The sequence below is a fragment of the Undibacterium sp. FT79W genome, from assembly GCF_014284215.1.
Taxonomy (GTDB): domain Bacteria; phylum Pseudomonadota; class Gammaproteobacteria; order Burkholderiales; family Burkholderiaceae_D; genus Undibacterium; species Undibacterium aquatile.
The window spans coordinates 256,110-275,099 of sequence record NZ_JACOGB010000008.1; the positions used below are offsets into that span (position 1 = coordinate 256,110).

At 45.8% G+C, this 18,990-nt stretch carries 20 protein-coding genes; 12 read left to right on the plus strand and 8 right to left on the minus strand.

Annotated features, from left to right (window positions below; all coding sequences use genetic code 11):
- Positions 1-104 precede the first annotated feature (104 nt).
- From ccoN to H8K38_RS16025, 7 genes are all read left to right on the plus strand, one after another.
- Positions 105-1,544: a cytochrome-c oxidase, cbb3-type subunit I gene (ccoN, locus tag H8K38_RS15995; protein ID WP_186885836.1), complete on the plus strand. Its 1,440-nt coding sequence runs from the start codon at positions 105-107 to the stop codon at positions 1,542-1,544.
- Positions 1,545-1,562: 18 nt separating this feature from the next.
- Entirely contained in the window at positions 1,563-2,180 is a 618-nt protein-coding gene (ccoO, locus tag H8K38_RS16000) for a cytochrome-c oxidase, cbb3-type subunit II (RefSeq protein ID WP_186885837.1), read from the plus strand.
- A 41-nt stretch (positions 2,181-2,221) separates the two neighbouring features.
- Entirely contained in the window at positions 2,222-2,368 is a 147-nt protein-coding gene (locus tag H8K38_RS16005) for a cbb3-type cytochrome c oxidase subunit 3 (RefSeq protein ID WP_186885838.1), read from the plus strand.
- Between the two features lie 2 nt (positions 2,369-2,370).
- Entirely contained in the window at positions 2,371-3,378 is a 1,008-nt protein-coding gene (ccoP, locus tag H8K38_RS16010) for a cytochrome-c oxidase, cbb3-type subunit III (RefSeq protein ID WP_186885839.1), read from the plus strand.
- A 42-nt stretch (positions 3,379-3,420) separates the two neighbouring features.
- Entirely contained in the window at positions 3,421-4,833 is a 1,413-nt protein-coding gene (gene ccoG, locus H8K38_RS16015) for a cytochrome c oxidase accessory protein CcoG (RefSeq protein WP_186885840.1), read from the plus strand.
- Positions 4,834-4,842: 9 nt separating this feature from the next.
- Positions 4,843-5,382 carry a FixH family protein gene (locus H8K38_RS16020; protein WP_186885841.1) on the plus strand — a complete coding sequence of 180 codons (540 nt, stop codon included), beginning with the start codon at positions 4,843-4,845 and terminating at the stop codon, positions 5,380-5,382.
- A 432-nt stretch (positions 5,383-5,814) separates the two neighbouring features.
- Positions 5,815-6,603 carry a sulfite exporter TauE/SafE family protein gene (locus H8K38_RS16025; RefSeq protein WP_186885842.1) on the plus strand — a complete coding sequence of 263 codons (789 nt, stop codon included), beginning with the start codon at positions 5,815-5,817 and terminating at the stop codon, positions 6,601-6,603.
- A gap of 29 nt (positions 6,604-6,632) precedes the next feature.
- Here the strand turns inward: H8K38_RS16025 and H8K38_RS16030 are convergent, their stop codons facing one another.
- From H8K38_RS16030 to trpS, 8 genes are all read right to left on the minus strand, one after another.
- Entirely contained in the window at positions 6,633-6,956 is a 324-nt protein-coding gene (locus H8K38_RS16030; RefSeq protein ID WP_255423020.1) for a flagellar basal body rod C-terminal domain-containing protein, read from the minus strand.
- Positions 6,957-7,032: 76 nt separating this feature from the next.
- A complete protein-coding gene (locus tag H8K38_RS16035) occupies positions 7,033-8,973 on the minus strand; it encodes an MASE3 domain-containing protein (protein WP_186885843.1) in 1,941 nt (646 codons plus the stop codon).
- Between the two features lie 136 nt (positions 8,974-9,109).
- Entirely contained in the window at positions 9,110-9,949 is an 840-nt protein-coding gene (locus H8K38_RS16040) for a universal stress protein (RefSeq protein WP_186885844.1), read from the minus strand.
- Between the two features lie 125 nt (positions 9,950-10,074).
- Entirely contained in the window at positions 10,075-10,887 is an 813-nt protein-coding gene (locus tag H8K38_RS16045; RefSeq protein WP_370587111.1) for a helix-turn-helix domain-containing protein, read from the minus strand.
- Between the two features lie 96 nt (positions 10,888-10,983).
- Positions 10,984-11,388, minus strand: a complete 405-nt coding sequence (locus tag H8K38_RS16050) for a response regulator transcription factor (protein ID WP_186885845.1) — start codon at positions 11,386-11,388, stop codon at positions 10,984-10,986.
- Positions 11,389-11,522: 134 nt separating this feature from the next.
- On the minus strand, positions 11,523-12,164 hold the full coding sequence (locus H8K38_RS16055; protein WP_186885846.1) for a response regulator transcription factor: 642 nt from the start codon (positions 12,162-12,164) through the stop codon (positions 11,523-11,525).
- 106 nt (positions 12,165-12,270) lie between these two features.
- Positions 12,271-12,726, minus strand: coding sequence for a universal stress protein (locus H8K38_RS16060; protein ID WP_186885847.1), 456 nt, complete (start codon positions 12,724-12,726; stop codon positions 12,271-12,273).
- Positions 12,727-12,898: 172 nt separating this feature from the next.
- The gene (gene trpS, locus H8K38_RS16065; RefSeq protein ID WP_186885848.1) at positions 12,899-13,921 is read right to left on the minus strand and encodes a tryptophan--tRNA ligase; all 1,023 of its coding nucleotides are present in this window, start codon (positions 13,919-13,921) and stop codon (positions 12,899-12,901) included.
- 250 nt (positions 13,922-14,171) lie between these two features.
- Here trpS and hemC point away from each other — a divergent pair, with 250 nt between their 5' ends.
- From hemC to ppa, 5 genes are all read left to right on the plus strand, one after another.
- Complete coding sequence (gene hemC / locus H8K38_RS16070) at positions 14,172-15,119, plus strand: hydroxymethylbilane synthase (protein ID WP_186885849.1); 948 nt, start codon at positions 14,172-14,174, stop codon at positions 15,117-15,119.
- On the plus strand, positions 15,112-15,894 hold the full coding sequence (locus H8K38_RS16075) for a uroporphyrinogen-III synthase (RefSeq protein WP_255423021.1): 783 nt from the start codon (positions 15,112-15,114) through the stop codon (positions 15,892-15,894). Before hemC ends, H8K38_RS16075 begins: the two co-directional genes overlap by 8 nt.
- A gap of 2 nt (positions 15,895-15,896) precedes the next feature.
- Positions 15,897-17,060: a uroporphyrinogen-III C-methyltransferase gene (locus H8K38_RS16080; RefSeq protein WP_186885850.1), complete on the plus strand. Its 1,164-nt coding sequence runs from the start codon at positions 15,897-15,899 to the stop codon at positions 17,058-17,060.
- A 3-nt stretch (positions 17,061-17,063) separates the two neighbouring features.
- Positions 17,064-18,260 carry a heme biosynthesis protein HemY gene (locus H8K38_RS16085; RefSeq protein ID WP_186885851.1) on the plus strand — a complete coding sequence of 399 codons (1,197 nt, stop codon included), beginning with the start codon at positions 17,064-17,066 and terminating at the stop codon, positions 18,258-18,260.
- Positions 18,261-18,361: 101 nt separating this feature from the next.
- A complete protein-coding gene (gene ppa, locus H8K38_RS16090; protein WP_186885852.1) occupies positions 18,362-18,898 on the plus strand; it encodes an inorganic diphosphatase in 537 nt (178 codons plus the stop codon).
- The last annotated feature ends 92 nt before the right edge of the window (positions 18,899-18,990 follow it).

The window sequence follows — 18,990 nt, forward strand, 5'->3', positions numbered from 1 at the left end:
TAGCATGAAGCAGGCGCAGATTCCGGTAATATTTGATATGTATCAATGTAGTTGTGCAGTGCGGTTGTTATTCTTTCAGTGTATTTTTACAACAGAGTGAGATCATGACGATAACTAAAGAAAACTCATACAACTATCGGGTTGTACGCCAATTTTCTGTCATGGCTGTAGTTTGGGGAATAGTCGGCATGCTTGTGGGCGTGGTGATTGCTACTCAACTGGCCTTTCCAGAATTTTTAACAGGGATACCTTGGCTTAGCTATGGGCGCTTGCGACCCTTGCATACTAATGCAGTAATTTTTGCGTTTGGCGGATGTGCGCTGATGGCGACATCTTATTATGTAGTTCAGCGTACTTCCAACGTACGCTTGTTTTCTGATGGTTTGGCTGAATTTACTTTCTGGGGTTGGCAACTGGTGATCGTTGCTGCGGCCGTTTCTCTGCCTCTGGGTTTTACTCAGGGTAAAGAATACGCTGAACTGGAATGGCCAATTGATTTGCTGATTGCGGTCGTTTGGGTTGCTTACGCGATTGTATTTTTCGGCACACTGGCTAAACGTAAAGTAGAACATATTTATGTTGCAAACTGGTTTTACGGCGCGTTTATTCTCGCCGTTGCAGTGTTGCATATCGTAAATAGTGCTGCATTGCCAGTTTCATTGACTAAGTCCTACTCAGCTTATGCTGGTGTGCAGGATGCGATGGTTCAGTGGTGGTACGGTCATAATGCGGTTGGTTTCTTCCTGACTGCAGGTTTCCTTGGAATGATGTATTACTTCGTTCCTAAGCAAATCGAGCGCCCTGTGTACTCCTATCGTTTGTCGATCGTTCACTTCTGGGCATTGATTTTTACCTACATGTGGGCGGGTCCGCATCATTTGCACTACACGGCATTGCCTGACTGGGCGCAGTCCATCGGTATGGTGTTCTCCCTGATTCTGCTGGCTCCATCATGGGGTGGTATGGTCAACGGTATTATGACTTTGTCTGGTGCCTGGAGTAAATTGCGTTCAGATCCTATCCTGCGCTTCCTGATCGTGTCTCTGTCCTTCTATGGTATGTCGACATTTGAAGGCCCTATGATGGCGATCAAAACCGTGAATGCCTTGTCGCACTACACTGACTGGACTGTTGGTCACGTTCACTCCGGTGCTTTGGGTTGGGTTGGCTTTATTTCCATCGGTAGTTTGTATTACCTGATTCCACGTTTGTTTGGACAGACACAAATGTACAGCAAGCGTCTGATCGAGATTCATTTCTGGGTTGCGACTATCGGCGTTGTTTTGTACATCGCTTCTATGTGGATTGCCGGTGTGATGCAAGGTCTGATGTGGCGTGCAGTAAATGAAGACGGTACTTTGACTTACTCTTTCGTTGAGTCTGTTAAAGCGACATTCCCTTACTACGTCATCCGTTTAACAGGTGGTGCAATGTATCTGAGTGGCATGATTATCATGGCATACAACGTTGCGAAAACATTGATGGCTGCGAAACCAGTGAATAACGCGATACCTGCGTTGTCTGCTAATTCCGCTCATGCTTAAATCAACAGGAGAAATTTGATGCGTAATTTTACTCATGATCTGATTGAGCGTAACGTAGGCTTGCTGCTGGTGCTGACCATTCTGACGATCAGCTTCGGTGGTCTGGTTGAAATTGTTCCGCTGTTTTTTCAGAAATCGACAACGCAACCTGTTCAGGGAATGCAGCCTTATACGCCATTGCAATTGGCGGGGCGCGATATTTATCTGCGTGAAGGTTGCTACGGCTGCCATTCACAGATGATTCGTCCTTTCCGTGCTGAAACTGAGCGCTATGGTCACTATTCCGTTGCGGGTGAGTCTGTCTACGACCATCCTTTCCAATGGGGTAGTAAGCGTACTGGTCCTGATCTGGCACGTGTCGGTGGTCGTTACAGTGATAACTGGCATCGTGATCACTTAAATGATCCTCGCTCAGTTGTTGTTGAGTCGAATATGCCAGCTTATCCATGGTTGGCAAAAACACCGCTGGATCCAAATAGCATTGTTCCAAAACTGAATGCGATGAAAACTTTAGGTGTTCCATACACTGAAGAGCAAATCAAAGCAGGTCCGGCAGAACTGGCAAATAAATCTGAGCAAGAAGCTTTGATTGCATATCTGCAGGTTCTTGGAACAGCGATTAAAAATAAAAACTAAAGAGTGGCTCCTTGGGTTATCACTTTTTGAAAGGGTAAATTATGAATTTCACGATCCTGAGCAGTGTGGTGACGTTGATTAGCCTGTTTGTATTTCTGGGCATCGTCTACTGGGCGTTTAGTTCCGGTAACAAGGAGCGCTTCGAAAAACTGGCTCGCTTGCCAATTGATAATGAGAATGGAAAATAGTCATGGCAGATTTTTTTAATGAATGGTGGGGCATAGGTATCGCCACCATCGTGGCTCTCGGCATGGTCTTTTGCGTTGTGCTGTTATGGTCGCAGTCAAAAGTGAAGGTGAAGGTTGGTGCTGATGGTAAGCCTTTGCCAGCAGAAACCACTGGTCACGTGTGGGATGGTACTCTGATGGAGCAAAATAACCCGCTTCCGCAATGGTGGAAATGGTTGTTCTATCTGACGATCATCTTCAGCGTGGGCTATTTGATTGTCTACCCAGGTTTTGGTGGAAATCAAGGATCGTTTGGCTGGAGCCAGGTTGGTGCTTATGAAAAAGAAATGAAAGATGGTGAGGCGCAATACGGTCCGATTTTCAATAAGTACCTGGCAATGGATATCAAGGATGTCGCGAAAGATCCGCAAGCACGTGAAATTGGTCAGCGTCTTTTCCTGAACACTTGTGCGCAATGCCATGGATCTGATGCCCAAGGCGGTAAAGGTTATCCAAACCTGACAGATAGCGACTGGCTTTATGGTGGCGATCCTGAAGTCATCAAGACTACTATCACTCATGGTCGTAACGGTATGATGCCTCCAATGGGCGCAGCAATTGGTAGCGATGATGATGTTCGTAACGTCGCTAACTATGTATTGAGTTTGTCTAATTCTGCACACGATCCTATCAAAGCAGCGATAGGTAAGCCAAAGTTTGCCGCTTGCGCAGCATGTCATGGTGCTGATGGTAAGGGAAATCAGGCTTTGGGTGCTCCGAATCTGACAGATAAAATCTGGTTGTATGGTGGCAGTATCGATACCGTAATGGAAACGATCAATAAAGGCCGCACTAACCAGATGCCTGCACATAAGACTATACTTACAGAAGGAAAAATTCATCTGTTAGCAGCGTATGTCTGGGGGCTGTCAAACAATACAGAAGCAGGGAAAGTATCTGATTCTGAAGCTAAGAGCATCAAGCAAATTGCTACCGCTGTTGTACCTGCTGCGGATAACGCCGTAAAATAAGCGTAAGAGCATTTGTTTAAATAAGAAAGACGAAGTTTTAAAATGAAGCATATCCCCATTACTCCGGTGCCGATGGATGAAGTAGAGCTGGCTCTGTTTGAGGAACGTAAGAAAGTTTATCCTCGTACACAAAAGGGCTGGTTTGCATACTGGCGCTGGGTAATGGTGGCTTTTACACAGTTACTGTTTTACGGTACTGCCTGGCTCAACTGGAATGAGAGGCAAGCGGTATTGTTCGATCTGGTTGCACGTAAGTTTTACATATTTGGAATTGTTTTCTGGCCGCAGGATTTTATTTATCTCGCGGTGTTGCTGGTAATCTCAGCGTTGTCCTTGTTTTTATTTACAGCAGTTGCGGGACGTTTATTTTGTGGCTACGCCTGCCCGCAAACGGTATACACCGAAATCTTTTTATGGATAGAGCGCAAGGTTGAAGGTGACCGTAATGCGCGTATCAAACTTGATACAGGTCCATTAACTGCTCGCAAATTCTCTTTAAAATTCGTTAAACACTTTTTATGGCTGATTTTAAGCTTGTGGACGGGTTTTACCTTTGTTGGATATTTCACGCCAATACGTGAATTAGCTATTTCTGTCGGATCCTTTACCTTGGGTCCATGGGAAACATTCTGGTTCCTTTTTTATGGTTTTGCCACCTACGGCAACGCAGGCTGGATGCGTGAGCAGGTCTGCAAATATATGTGTCCTTATGCACGCTTCCAAAGCGCAATGTTCGATAAAGACACATTGATTGTGACTTACGATACCGAGCGCGGTGAGCCACGTGGTTCTCGCAACAAGAAGGTTGATTTTAAAGCTGCTGGTCTGGGCTCTTGTGTTGATTGTGGTATCTGTGTTCAGGTTTGCCCGACTGGAATTGATATTCGTAACGGCTTGCAATACGAGTGTATTGCTTGTGGTTTGTGTATTGATGGCTGTGATCAGGTCATGGATAAAATGGGTTATGAGCGTGGATTGATCCGCTATACAACTGAACATGCACTGACACGCAAGTTAGATAACAAGGCGATGTGGAAACGGGTATTCCGCTTACGTACCTTGGTTTACAGCGGTATTTTAGGATTAATTATCATCGTCGCAGCAGTTTCTTTGGTCTATCACGTACCATTAAAAGTGGATGTGATTCGCGATCGCGGTATGCCAAAAATTACTGAAAATGGCGAGATAGAAAATGTCTACCGCCTGCAAGTCATGAATACGCAGGAATCTGCACGCAGGTATTCGGTAGAAATTCAGGGTGTTAAGGGTGCAACAATTTTGAATAATGTTGATATCGACGTTAAATCTGCCGCAGCAAAAGCTTTTCCGGTGCGTGTACGAGTTCCGGCGAATGTTCTACAGACAGGCTCCAATCGAATTCGGTTTGTCGTTAAAGATCTCGATGCGCCTGATGTTTCCGTCACTGAAAAAGCTGTGTTTATTGTTCCCCGCTAAGGAGTGGTTATGGATGCAATCCTGATTTCAAAAAAAAGAGATAAATGGTTCAAAGAACCTTGGCTTTTGTTGGTCGCGGGCGGACCTGCAATCGTTGTTTGTGCCAGCATTTTTACTGGTGCCATTGCATTTCGTGGAGCAGATAAGGTTGTTGCTGAAGATTATTACAAGCAGGGCTTAATGATCAATAAAGATATTCAGCGTGATGCGAAATCAAGAGAATTGCATTTAGGTGCAACGCTGAGTCTCGACGTGTCCTCTGGAAAACTTCGTATGCAGTTGAAAGGTGACGGTCGGTTGCCTGACACTGTGAAGCTGAGTCTTGCTAATGCCGCTGAAGGTGCGACATCTGTAAACGAAGTCGTTCATCGCTTACCTATGGTTCAAGTTAGCCCTGGGATTTATGAGGGTGACTTAAAGTTAGTCTCGAGTATTTTTTCAAGCTCTGTTAAATTGTTTCACATTAAATTAGAAACGACTGATTGGCGACTGACCGGGGATTGGTTTGAACCAGAGCAAAAGGTCGCGCAATTAGGTATGGCAAAATAATTGCGCATCCCTATGATTTGTTGACTGATCAGTTGAATAATCACTAAAGGGGACGAGATTGGAACATCAGAATTCAGCTCACAGCAAAGCTTATTTACGGCCAATGTTGATGATAGTGTTGTGGCCCGCATTTCTAATGGCATGTGCTGCAACAGGATTGTTTTTTAGTCTCGTTGATCCTATGGAGTTGATTATATTTGATCAGCGTCTGCAGTTGCATCTTACAGGTGTGTACACAATAGGTTTTTTCATGTTCTGGCTGTTAGGCATTCTCTCCAGCGGTTTGACTGCTTTACTGGTACAGAAGGCTCATTAACCACGTTTCAGACACCAGTCTGCTATACATCTTTATTCAAGCGGTGTGTAGCTCTTGAATACTGCTGCGCAATGCGTGTCAGTTTCATCTCTTAAGCGAGATATAGTTATTATCTCGTGTTCATTCCGATTTATATTATTACTATGCTGACTCTGCCCCTGATACTTGCTGCTGTAACCGCCGGTATCGCGGGAGGGGTGCATTGTGTAGGTATGTGCGGTGGTATCTCTTCCATGCTTAGTCGTGCCGGGAGCAATGGAAGAAAAGTGATTCCTATCAGTCGGAGTGATGATACTGAAAGGCAGTCGCTAGTCTCGGTAACTAGTGGTATTCGTTTTCAGGCTTTGCTACAGGCCGGCAGACTTTCCACATATATGATGATTGGTGCAGTGTTTGGTGGTTTGGGAAGTGCAGGCATGATTTTGAAACCTTACTTTCCGGTTCATCAGATTTTGTTTGTCATTGGTAATCTTGCGCTGATTATTTTGGGGCTCAAAGTCGTCGGGTTTCGTTTTCACATAAATGCTCTGAGTCCTTATTTTTCGCGCCTGCAGCAAGCATTGTTTTTTTTTGCGCCGCCGCTAAAGCAAAGTATTGAATATCCGTTCTTTGTCGGTATGGCTTGGGGATGTCTGCCTTGTGGGTTACTTTGGGGGATGGCACCTTTTGCTTTGCTATCGGGAGATGCATTTTCGGGTGCAATACTGATGTTGTTATTCGGTTTGAGTGCAATGCCACATCTGTTGTTGAGTCAGGGCATATTTAATGCTGTCAGTAAGGTCAGGGTGCCGTCGGTATTGAAATACACCGGCGCATTTGTACTGATAGGGATAGGATTGATCGGACTCTGGTATTCAGATATGCAGCAGATGCCCGGTTTTCTTTGTGTCTTGCCTGATCGCTAGCTTTTTTTAGGTGTCAGTCAGTGTGGCGACTACGCTTTGGTGTTGATCAGCGTTCCTAATAATTCATCAGCGGTTTTCACCATTTTTGCGTTGATGTCAAATCCAGCTTGGTACTGAATAGACTGCACTATCTCTTTCGTAAGATCAGTGCCGCTGGCCTCTTGTGTTGCCATCTTAAAACCCTGTTGGCTGATGCTGACGGTCACACCACCATTGTTTGCCTCTTGAAACGCAGCTTGCTGAGGTATGAAGCCTTGTGTTTCCGCGTTCGCTACATTGTGACTGGAAACATCTAAGGCTGTCTGATTTGCTCGCATGCCTGACAGTCCATTGCTCAAAATAGAAGATAGCATCAGCTTTCCTTTGAAAATATTGCCATATGCAGAGTGTATCCCGTATTTTTTTACATCACGATGTGTTATACAATATTTAATCTGTCAGCGGTAATCTTATTTCCAGAGTAGTGCCTTCTCCAGGTGTGCTCAGAACCTGAAATTCGCCGTTCATTGCTTTAATTCTTTCCCTCATACCTACCAAGCCGAATGAGCTGGTTTTACCCATATCTTCTTCAACAATTCCTTTACCATTGTCGTTAATGTTTAATTTAAGTTCTGCGTGAGAGCGTTGAAATTCGATCTGAACATCGCTTGCTTCAGAGTGACGTGCAACATTGGTCAGTGACTCCTGAATAATGCGGAAAATGGCAGTGCTTCGCGCGTCGTCTAACGTCAGTTGATCTTCGTCAGCAATCAATTCGCAATTTATGCGATGTCGATGAGAGAAATCTCTCTGTAAAGTCTGTAGTGCAAAGAACAGTCCTCCCTCATCCAGTGCGCGTGGGCGCAGATCTGTGGCGATACGACGGAGTGTAGTAATTGCAGTCAATATCAACTGATCCATGCTGTTGATCGTGGGTTTATTTCTGTCCAGAAATGACAGATCCCGTTGCAGTAATGATAAATCCATCCTAAGTGCAGCGAGCAGCTGGCCCAGATCGTCATGTAGTTCGCGCGCGATGTGCTTACGCTCCTCTTCACGGATCGATTGTAGTGTTGCTGAGAGCTGGCTTAGTTGCTCATGATACTTTGCCATTTTCTCTTTTGCGACTTTTCGGTCAGTAATGTCTCTGAAGATGACCGTGTAGTAGCGTTTTCCGTTTTCCAGTTGATGTGCAATTGATGCCTCGATCGGAAACTCCTCACCTGATGCGCGACATCCGGTGACATAAAAGTCTTCAAAATGAGTACCCATCTTGCGGCGGGTGATACCGGCCTCTCCAAATTGCTGCACGTGACTTTTATGCGTCTCGCGATGGCGTGCCGGAATTAAACGGTTAAGGGATGTTCCGACTAATTCATTTACTTCATAGCCGAAAATTAACGCAGCGGCGGGATTGACCAGAATGATTTCCTGTTTGTCGTCAACGGTGATGATGCCATCAATTGCAGTATCGATCATGCGACTCAGACGTTGGCGTTCCAGTTTTAATTCTTCAGCAGATTTTGCCAGATTATTAGTAGAAGCAGCGAGGCTTGCATAAGGTGTATGGATGTTGACAGCGACCATGCTGCGGTAAATCGCAATCGCGGAAAATAGTAGAAATGTATGCCCTATGACGACATTGACATCACTGGTTTCCGCATAGATGGAGAAGTAAACTTCAGACATTGCCATCAAGACGGTGGCCAGAAACAGTGGAACTCTGTCGATATGTAAATGCTCTGCAGATTTGTCAATCTGGAAGCGTAGTGCGTGTCTGTAAAATAAAACTGCAGCTAAGATATGTGCTGCAATTAATGAGGTTTCGCAGGCGACTTTGAACGATGTCTGACCGGCTCCCTGAATGAATGTAAGCGGAATTAAATTGGGAAATGCAAAAACCAGAATCCCCCAGCCTAACGTGGCCAGTAAGCCGGCACTCAAAACCCCATACGATTGCATCTGACTTATTTCTGAGTCTTCCGGATCAAACGCAAGCCCTAGCAAAGTTGTCGCGATTATTGATCGAGAAATAAGCCAGAAACTCATTGATTTATGCATGTCTCCTGCGGTTTCGAATCCAGGCATACCTTGAAATGTGAGCGTATGAAAAAAGCCCAATATTGCTGTGCAGAGAAATGCGACCGCCAGTATCACACTACTTTTTTTACGTACTTCACCAAAAGCATTCCAGCAAACGATAAACACCGAAGCAAAAATAACGATGGTCACTGTCTCTAGAAAGGTATGTACCGGGAGCGGCGCTGGTACGACGAAGACGGAGAGGCGCTCCTGGTCTACCCATAAAAAACAGGATAGTACAAATAGGAACCCCGCGATCCAACGCGCTTCGGATAGTCTTGATGTTAGTGAGAGTGAATTTGATGACATGCGACTTGATGATATTGAGTGAGATCTGTGTATTTTAAGGGCTGAAATCAGCTTATATTGATGTCTTGGTAAAAAAAATGGCACCCATCAGTGGATGCCATTATTACCGAGGCGGTGAACCTGACGCCAGTAATGATCAATGAGACATAAATACAGGAACCGTCATACTTTCAAGAATGGTCTTAGTCACGCCACCCATGATCATTTCCCTGAAACGGGAATGTCCGTAACCACCCATCACTATCATATCGCTATCGAGGTCATGTGCTAATGAGAGCAATGCGTTACCGATATCAGTGGAAGTTTTGTGCACTGAAACCTCGACTTTAACGCCATGTCTTGCGAGGTAAAGAGCGATATCAGCACCGGGTTGCTCGCCGTGAGCGTCAGGCGTGGATTTTGGATTAAAAATGGCAACCTGAACTACATCTGCCTTTTTTAGTAAGGGCAGTGCATCAGTAACTGCACGGGTCGATTCCCGACTTGCATCCCAAGAGATCAAGGGGCGTTTTGCGATCGTATTAAAATCCCCTGCATACGGAATGATGAGTACCGGACGCCCGGAATTCATCACAATATATTCAGGAAAATCTGGTAATACTGAAGGTGAGGGCTCATCGTGATTGGTTTGTCCTATGATCACCAAGTCACTATATCTGGCTTGAAGGCCAATTCCACCACCAGCCTCGTCATTTGCAACCATACTTTCATGTGATGAAACACCAATCGTTTCCACTTCGCGATTGAAATTGGCGACGGCTTTTTCTGCGCGTTCTCTGAGAAAATTGAGATGGATCGTCAAGTTCGGGTCGCTGGCACTGATGTTTCCGTCCTGATAGATAAATCGTGAAACGCCGGTGACTGCTGTCCCGATTAAATGTGCATCTTCAGCTTTAGCAATTTCAGCCGCAAATTTGACTCTTAAATTTGATCGCTCTGATTCATCAACGTGCACAAGTATGGTTTTATATGTCATGTCATTGCTCCTGTTAATTTTTTCTTCGCGTCAGAGCTTAAAAAACTCTCAGAGAAAAATCGGTAATGAATCAAAATCGGTGACGCAAATTTTTGTATAAGTTGCCAGATTCTAGCTTAAATATTTTATACGGCAACCGCTGTTTCACTTCCCCATTGCGGAAGTAGTTTTTTCCCAACCATTACAGATACTTTTTCACTGACTTTATTTCGGGTTTTTGCTGGCGGCAGACGACGCAGGGTTTTCAACGCAGTTGTATCAAGTAAGCATATTTCACGTTGATCGACGCTGATTAATCCCATTTCGTTAAATGCAGACAGCGTCCGGCTGACGGTTTCTAATGTCAATCCAAGGTAGCTGCCGATTTCGTGGCGAGTCATACGCAGGTTGAATGATTTTCCAGAGTAACCTAACTGGCTGAAGCGTTCGCCCAGTGTGGTCAGAAAACGGGCAACTTTGGCTTCTGCACTAAGTGCGCTGAGCATGCCTATCATTAATTGTTCACGAACCAGTTCGCGGCTCATGACGCTGAACATTGCATGTTCTAATTCAACATAGCTGCGCCCCAGATTTGCAAAAGCCTTGTAAGGCAAAATAATGATGTCGCAATCTGACAGAGCAACAGCTTCTGACGCGTGTTGTTGATTATGGATGCCATCGATTCCAAGCAGATCACCCTTCATCGGAAAGCTCAGTACTTGTTCGTTACCGTATTCATCAATTAATACAGTTTTCAGGAATCCCGAGTTGACAACATACAGCGCTTCAAAATTCTGTCCTATCGTATGGATGCGCTGACCAGCTTTAAAGCGAACATGCTGAAATAAGGCTTCTTCATCCGTTGAGTTAAGAGGAGTAGGAATATTTAACAGATCACAGACCTGACTCAGATCTGACCACAAATTGCCGTGGCAACGCCAACCTGCCTCGTTTGACATCACTGGTAGCATCGCTTTGTTTGCTGCAATATGTTGGCTGACTGGGCGGGATGATTGGGCAACTGTTGTCATGTGAGTCTCCTGGATAAACGAAAATTAATTAACTTGTTTCGACGCATTTGGACTTTCCCAGTCGTACAGAAAATTCTGTATTTGGTCGAAGTCAGTAGATTTGTCGAGAAAACCGTCTGCACCAGCGCGCATAGCGTGCACGCGATTGTCTTCAGTTGAGTGATTCGTGAGAATGACAATCTTGACCTCTGGTTTATTTTGCTTCACATCTTTCAAAAGTTGCAAGCCATTTTTATCACCTAATTGCAAGTCAAGAATCATTGCATCAGTGTCACTATTGATAACACTGTCGTAGGCAGTATCGATGTCGCCAGAAACACCGATAACGTGCATCCCTGGTATTTCTTCTATGAAACGAACGAGTCGATTTTGAATTAAAACCGAATCTTCAACGATAAATAAATTCATGGTGCGCGTGATGTAAGACATCGCTTGTTTGCTTGATGTCTATTATCACGGCTTCGCTTTTTGATTTAAATCAGGTAATGCTGATTTGAATTGTCAGATTTAAGGCTGATCTTATAGGAATATTCCTACAAGATAGTGACGGTGGAAGTGCTTGTTCAGGCGTTAGGAATCAGAAGGTTATGGGCGACAGCGTACTGAACCAGGTCGGAAATGTTGCTCATATTCATTTTTTGCATAATCCGCATTTTATGTGTACTTACTGTTTTTACACTGAGATGTAGCAGATCACCAATTTCTGTAATCGTTTTTCCCTTGACGATATGGCTGAAAACCTCAAATTCTCTATCAGAAAGGCTGGTATGCGGAAGGTTATCGTCGGCAGGCATCGCATTCATGGCTAACTGCTCTGCTACTTCTATGCTGATATAGGGGCGGCCCGACGCGACTTTGCGCAATGCGGTAACCAGTTGTGTGCCCGCACTTTCTTTTGTCAGATACCCTCTGGCGCCGGCTCTGATCGCACGCACAGCGTATTGCTCTTCTTCATGCATGGTGAGAATCAGGATCGGGAGCTTGGGGAATTCATCTTTGATCTGACGTATCAGGTCGACGCCGCTTCGCCCTGGCATGGATAGATCCATTAACAGAACATCAAACTGTGTGTTTCTCACTTTTTCCAAAGTGTCAAAACCGTCGATAGCTTCTGCAACCACACGTATGTCGTCGTTTCCATCAAGTATGCGCTTGAGTCCTTCACGCATGATAGTGTGGTCATCGGCAATAAGAATTCTAATCATTGATCAGTGGTGCAGTTAAATTTTGTGCAAGCTGAGTCGCAAGGCATGCACTATTGTACTGTACAACCCGATTAGTTGCTTATTGCCTATGTCCGTGGCTACCAGCTCAGTGTTTTTTGACTCTATGCACCAGAACTGGAATATCACACATGGATAAAACTTTGCTTGTCGTGCTACCCAAAAGTAATTGTCCGACGCCACTGCGTCCGTGGGACGCGATAAAGATCAGGTCGCAAGCATATTGCTGTGCTGTATGGACGATTTCCTTTGCAGGTGCATCACTAAACTTGACGACACTTTCAAACTCCAGACCTTCCTTATGCGCAGCTACTCTGGCCGGCTCCAGATAAGATTCGCCAAAGGCACGCATCGCCGCCTGGTATTCTTCTTCAGTCGGAGTGTTTGGTGGAATGATGTCGATGTAAATAGGGTACTGATAATTCGCCGCTACAAAAATCCCAACTACCTTGGCATTTACTTTTTTTGCAAACTCAATACCCGCTTGAATGCTGGCATTGGCCAACTCAGACCCGTCGGTCGGCATAAGAATTTTGCTATACATCGTTCTTCCTTTCAGTAGTGGCAGATCGAACCTTCATAATGGATTATCTGAGGGATGTGCGTTTGATTAATAACAAGTTTTAAGGTGGTTAATCACATGTTGATACATCCTGCAGATAGTTCCCCCTCTGGACTGAACGAGAGGGGGGAATTAATGATGTACAGCATCTTTTTTAGAAATGTTTTAATCCTATCGCTGCTTTCACTTCATCGGTCGTTTTAGCTGCAATTTCCCGCGCTTTTTGGGTTCCCTCTTTGAGCATTTGCAGAACCTGACCGCGATCTTTGGCATATTCCTCGCGACGCTCACGAATTGGTGCAAGCAGATCCTGTAATATTCCTTCAAGACGCGCCTTGACTACGCTGTCACCCAAACCGCCGCGTGTGTAGTGGTCTTTCATTGCTTGTAATCCGATTTTGTCTTCATCGAACGCATCCAGATAAATAAAGGCGACGTTATCTTCCAGATGGCCAGGATCGCTGACGCGCAGATGCAATGGATCTGTATAGACGTTGCGTACTGCCGCTTTTATCTCTGCGGGGCTGGCGCCGAGGTTGATCGTGTTCCCGAGGGACTTACTCATTTTGGCTTTTCCATCGATACCCGGCAAACGACCGATCTCTGGCACCAATGCCTGACACTCAACCAGAATATCTTTTTTAGCCAGACGATTGAATCGGCGAACGATTTCGTTTGTCTGTTCAATCATAGGAATCTGGTCTTCGCCCACAGGTACCAGGCTCGCTTTGAATGCAGTAATGTCGGCGGCCTGACTGACCGGGTATGTCAGAAAGCCAGCAGGAATATCGCGCTCAAAATTACGCAGAATAATCTCTTGTTTGATCGTCGGATTGCGTTCCAGGCGGGCAACCGAAACCAGATTCAGATAGTAGAACGTTAATTCTGTCAGTTCAGGAATTTGCGACTGAATGAAGATCGTGGATTTAGTGGGGTCAATGCCAACGGCGAGGTAATCCAGTGCAACCTCAAGTACGTTGTCATGAACTTTGGCAGGATTGTCCATATTGTCCGTCAATGCCTGTGCATCGGCGAGCATGATGTACTGCTGATATTGATGTTGATATTTGACGCGGTTGCGCAGACTGCCGACAAAATGTCCCAGATGAAGAGGCCCAGTAGGGCGGTCGCCAGTCAGAATGGTGTGGTTTTTATTTTCAGTTGTACTTGCTTGCATAAAAATTCCGTTGTTTACGTGCGTAAAAAATGCCGCTCAATTGTGGCGGCATTTTGAATATGTGCGTCTAATCAAGGCGTTATGATGCCGTCACCGCCGATTATGTGTCAAGTTTGCCTGGATTGATCAAAAAGTCTGCAAATTTTCAATAGTTTAACCCACGAAATCATGATTTCTGAATGGTAAAATTCGGCACACTCGATTTACCAGATGACATCTGATTGCCTGAATATTTAGAAAGAAAATTATTTTGACTGCAGTTTCTCCCAAAAAATTGGTCATTGCTTCCAGAGAGAGCCGGTTGGCAATGTGGCAGGCTGAACATGTTCGTGACCGCCTGTTATCGTTATACCCGGATTGCCAGGTCGATATTCTTGGAATGACGACGCGCGGCGATCAGATTTTAGACCGCGCTTTATCTAAAGTCGGCGGGAAAGGTTTATTTGTTAAAGAGTTGGAAGTGGCGATGGCTGAAGGTCGTGCCGATCTGGCAGTACATTCCCTCAAAGATGTTCCTATGGAGCTACCCGAAGGTTTCACTTTGGCTGCGATTTTAGTGCGTGAAGATCCGCGCGATGCTTTTGTTTCCAACGATTATGACTCCCTTAGTAGCTTGCCCGATGGGGCTGTTGTCGGTACCAGCAGCCTGCGGCGTCAGGCCTTCATTTCAGCCCGTTTCCCGCATTTAGTGGTTCGCCCTTTGCGTGGCAATCTAGATACCCGTTTACGTAAGCTTGATGAGGGCGAATACGCTGCGATTATTCTTGCAGCGGCAGGATTAAAACGTCTCGAATTACCTCAGCGTATACGCGGATTTTTAGAGCCTGAGGCAAGCTTGCCTGCAGCTGGACAGGGCGCTATGGCGATAGAAGTGTCGGATTCGCGCCCTGATTTACTTGAGTTACTTGCCCCGTTGAATCATTTGGCAACTTCTCAGTCTGTTATTGCCGAGCGAACTGTGTCCAAGGTTTTTGGCGGGAGTTGTCAGATACCACTGGCGGCGTTCGCAACCGTAGCTGATCAAACAATGCACTTACGTGGAATGGTGGCAACCCCGGATGGACGGCGAGTGGCGAGTGCCGAGATTTTTGGTGATGCGTCTGAGCCAGGAACGCTGGGTTTACAACTGGCGCAGGCCTTGTCTGCCCAAGATGCTGAGGGCATCCTGGCTTTGTGTAAAGCACAGATTGTTGAGTAATTCTCTTATGTCGCGCAGGAATGTGATTGTCACGCGCCCATTGGCACAGGCTCAGGATTTTGCCGCTCAACTTCAGGCTTTATCGCGTCCGTGTCAATTATTTCCCTTGATCGAAATACATCACTTAGAGAATCAGACTGAGATTAGCGACAAAGTAACTAATCTCAGTAGTTATGGATTAGTTGTTTTTGTGAGTCCGAACGCGATTGATGCTTTTTTTTCGCATATCACGCAATGGCCGTTACAGGTTCCGATTGGTGTTGTCGGTGAGGGGAGTAGGCTTGCTTTGGCGCGCTATGGTCTTCATTCTGACAATGCGACGATCATCAGTCCCTCGAATAAACTGAAAACGGATTCTGAGACCTTGGCGGCCGAGATTGACTTTGCTGCACTGGCTGATAGGCAGGTATTGATCGTGCGAGGAACAACAGGCCGGGAATTTTTGGCCGATGCATTTCGTTCCCATGGCATTCATGTGACGCAACTGGCTGCTTATCGGCGTTCTGCTCCCGAATTCAGTATTTCTGTGAAGAGGCAGTTAGAACAGTTGCTCCAGTCAGAGAATGACTGGGTGATTACCAGTTCTGAGGCATTGCGAACGCTCATTTTCTGGTGTGAACAATTAACCCTCGACGATGCCGTGGCAAAAATCCAACATCAACACATTATCGTTCCCCACGTCCGTATTGCCGAAACAGCGCAGGCAATGGGGTTTCATTCCATCACTTTAACCGCATCAGGCGACGAACAGCTACTTGTCGCGTTACAATCCTGAGTATGAATGAACAGCAAACTAACACAGGGGGTTCTTTGCCATCTCAAAGCCCTGATCAATCCGTGGTCGCTACTGCGGCCAATTCGCTTCCGGCTTCTTCGTCAGGCAGCTGGACTCATCCTGCCTTTCTGATTTCAGGCGTCTTAGCCGTATTGTTGGCTGCGCAATGGTGGTCTTCTCAAAATCAGATCAGTGGTCTGAAAGAGGAGGTTGCTCGACGTTTGCTGAGCGCTGACACGACAAGTAATGAAACGAAGTTGCTGGCCAAAAATGTGCAGGAAACGACAAAAGAAATTCAGGCCAAAGTTCTTTTGATTGAAAGCAAACAAATCGAATCTCAAAGCCAGCAACTGGCTTTGGAGCAGCTGTATCAGGATCTGTCAAAAAATCGTGATGAATGGGCATTGGCAGAAATTGAACAGGTATTGGCGACAGCCAGCCAGCAATTGCAGTTGGCAGGTAATGTTCAGGGTGCGTTGATTGCATTGCAGAACGCGGATGGGCGCCTGGCTAAATCTGACAAGCCTCAGTTCATTACGATCAGAAGAGCAATCGCGAAAGACATTGATCGTCTGAAGTCTTTGCCGGCACTTGATTTACCAGGCATTGCGTTACGCCTCGACAGCGTCATTACACAGGTTGATCATATTCCTTTGTGGGCAGATGAGAAGTCAGTGGTTTCTCCGACCCCGCCAAAAGCACCATTGAGAATTATTCCAAAAACTCAGCGTGCATCTAAGCCGGATAAGCAGGATAAGAAAGTGGCCGAGGTTGAGGAAAGTACTTTCTCAATGCGTTTGCAGGACGCTTGGCAGAGTTTTTCCAGCGAGATGTGGGGCGAGGTTAAGCAACTGATTCGTGTCCGCAGTGTGGAAACGCCTGACGCTTTGTTGTTGACCCCGACGCAATCCTATTTCGCACGCGAAAATCTTAAATTGCGTCTGCTTAACGCAAGACTTGCCTTGCTGGCCAGAAATGAGAGCGTCTTCCGTAGTGATTTAGTGTCTGCACAAGATGCGATTTCAAAGTATTTCGACACAAGGGCGAAACAGACACAGAATGCGCAAGCCTTATTGCGTCAGGTTCAGGGCAGCAATCTGTCGATAGAAATGCCGAATTTGTCAGAAAGTTTAAATGCAGTACGCAACTACAAAGTGAAGCCTTAACGTATGCGAATTTTTATCCGGCTTCTGATTCTGTTTTCTCTTGCCGTTGGTCTGGCGATAGGTGCGCGTTTCAATCCAGGAAACGTCGTGTTGTTTTATCCGCCTTACAGAATCGATTTATCTTTAAATTTATTTCTCTTTTTGGTGGCAGTGCTGTTTCTGATTGTCTATGCGATTTTCGGAGCAATCGACACTACACGCAAAATGCCTAAGAAAGTGGCAGCTTACCGCCAGCAGAAGCGTGAACGTGATGGCAATAAGGCTTTACGTGAGTCGCTCAAGACCTTGTTTGAAGGACGTTTCGGATATGCTGAAAAAGCGGCGATCCGCGCTGCCGAACTACCAGATAATGCCGGGGTGGCTGCACTGATTGGTGCGCGTGCGGCGCATCACATGGGGCAATTTGAGCGCAGAGATCTGTGGTTGGCGGGAATTGAGGCTGACAACAACTATAAAGTCGCCAGGCTTGTGAGTGCGACTGAGCTGCTGGTTGATCAGCATCAGTCAGATAAGGCGCTTGAGGCAGTTAAGGAGTTACATGCCAATGGTAGTCGCCATATCCAGGTGCTGCGTTGGGCATTGAAAGCAAATCAGCAGGCGCAGAAGTGGGGCGATGTACTGAAACTGGTTCGTACTCTCGATAAGCATCATGCCCTGCATCCAGCGCTCTCGAAAAGACTGAAGGAATTAGCCTACGAGGATTTGTTAAAGGGGCATGAGCATGATGCTGAGTCTTTGCGGCGCGTCTGGTTTGAAATCCCGGCAAACGACAGAAAATCCGCCTTTATCGCATATCAGGCTGCGAACGCTTTTAATGCCAGAGGTTTGTATGATGAGGCACGTTCTATCGTTGAGAAAGCACTGACAGAGGATTGGGATGAGCGCCTGTTGCGGGCTTATCGCGATGCAGCCGCTGCAGAGGGTTCGGCCGCATTGTTATCTCAGATTGAACATTGCGAAAAATGGTCCCTGAGTCATCCGACTGATCCTGAACTGGCATTAACGCTTGGCGTACTTTGTTTGCGTCAAAAATTATGGGGCAAGGCACAACGACACATGGAACAAGCCTTGTCTGACGCGGTTTCAGCCCGGACAGTGACAGAATCGAATCTGAAATTGGCACAATTGCACGAGGCGCTTGGGCAGGATGAAGAAGCAGCCTACCATTACCGGCAATGTGCCATAGCGACGACGCTGTAATTTGGCTGCCTTATCTTTTGCGCCGCACAAATATAGCCATAAACCCGATATAATTTTGCACGGTAAATTGAATTTATTGATATCTATTAAGAAAGAGTGACATGAGCTTGAATAACGTACCAGCAGGTCGTGATCTGCCAAATGACTTTAACGTCGTCATTGAAATTCCAATGAATGCAGATCCTATCAAATACGAGGTTGATAAAGAAACTGGTGCCATTTTTGTTGATCGTTTCATGGGCACGGCAATGCACTACCCATGTAATTATGGTTATGTTCCGCAGACTATCGCAGGTGATGGTGATCCAGTTGACGTATTAGTCATCACACCATTTCCTTTGATTCCAGGTGTTGTTGTTCGCTGTCGCGCCATTGGTGTATTGCAAATGACGGACGAAGGTGGCGAAGATGCAAAGGTGTTGGCCGTTCCTGTCGATAAAATTTTGCCGATTTATACGCATTGGCAGAAACCAGAAGATATGAATGAGTTGCGCCTGAAACAGATTCAACATTTCTTTGAACACTACAAAGATCTCGAAAAAGGCAAATGGGTGAAAGTTGAAGGTTGGGGTGGCCCGGAAGAGGCAAAAAAAGAGATTCTGGATGGCGTTGAAAATTTCAAAAAGCTTCAGAAATAAGTAAGTTTCCCTAAAAAAACGCGGCTATTCCGGCCGCGTTTTTTATTCAGAATCAATAAGTCTTGTTTGTAATTGCTTGTAAAACCCACATG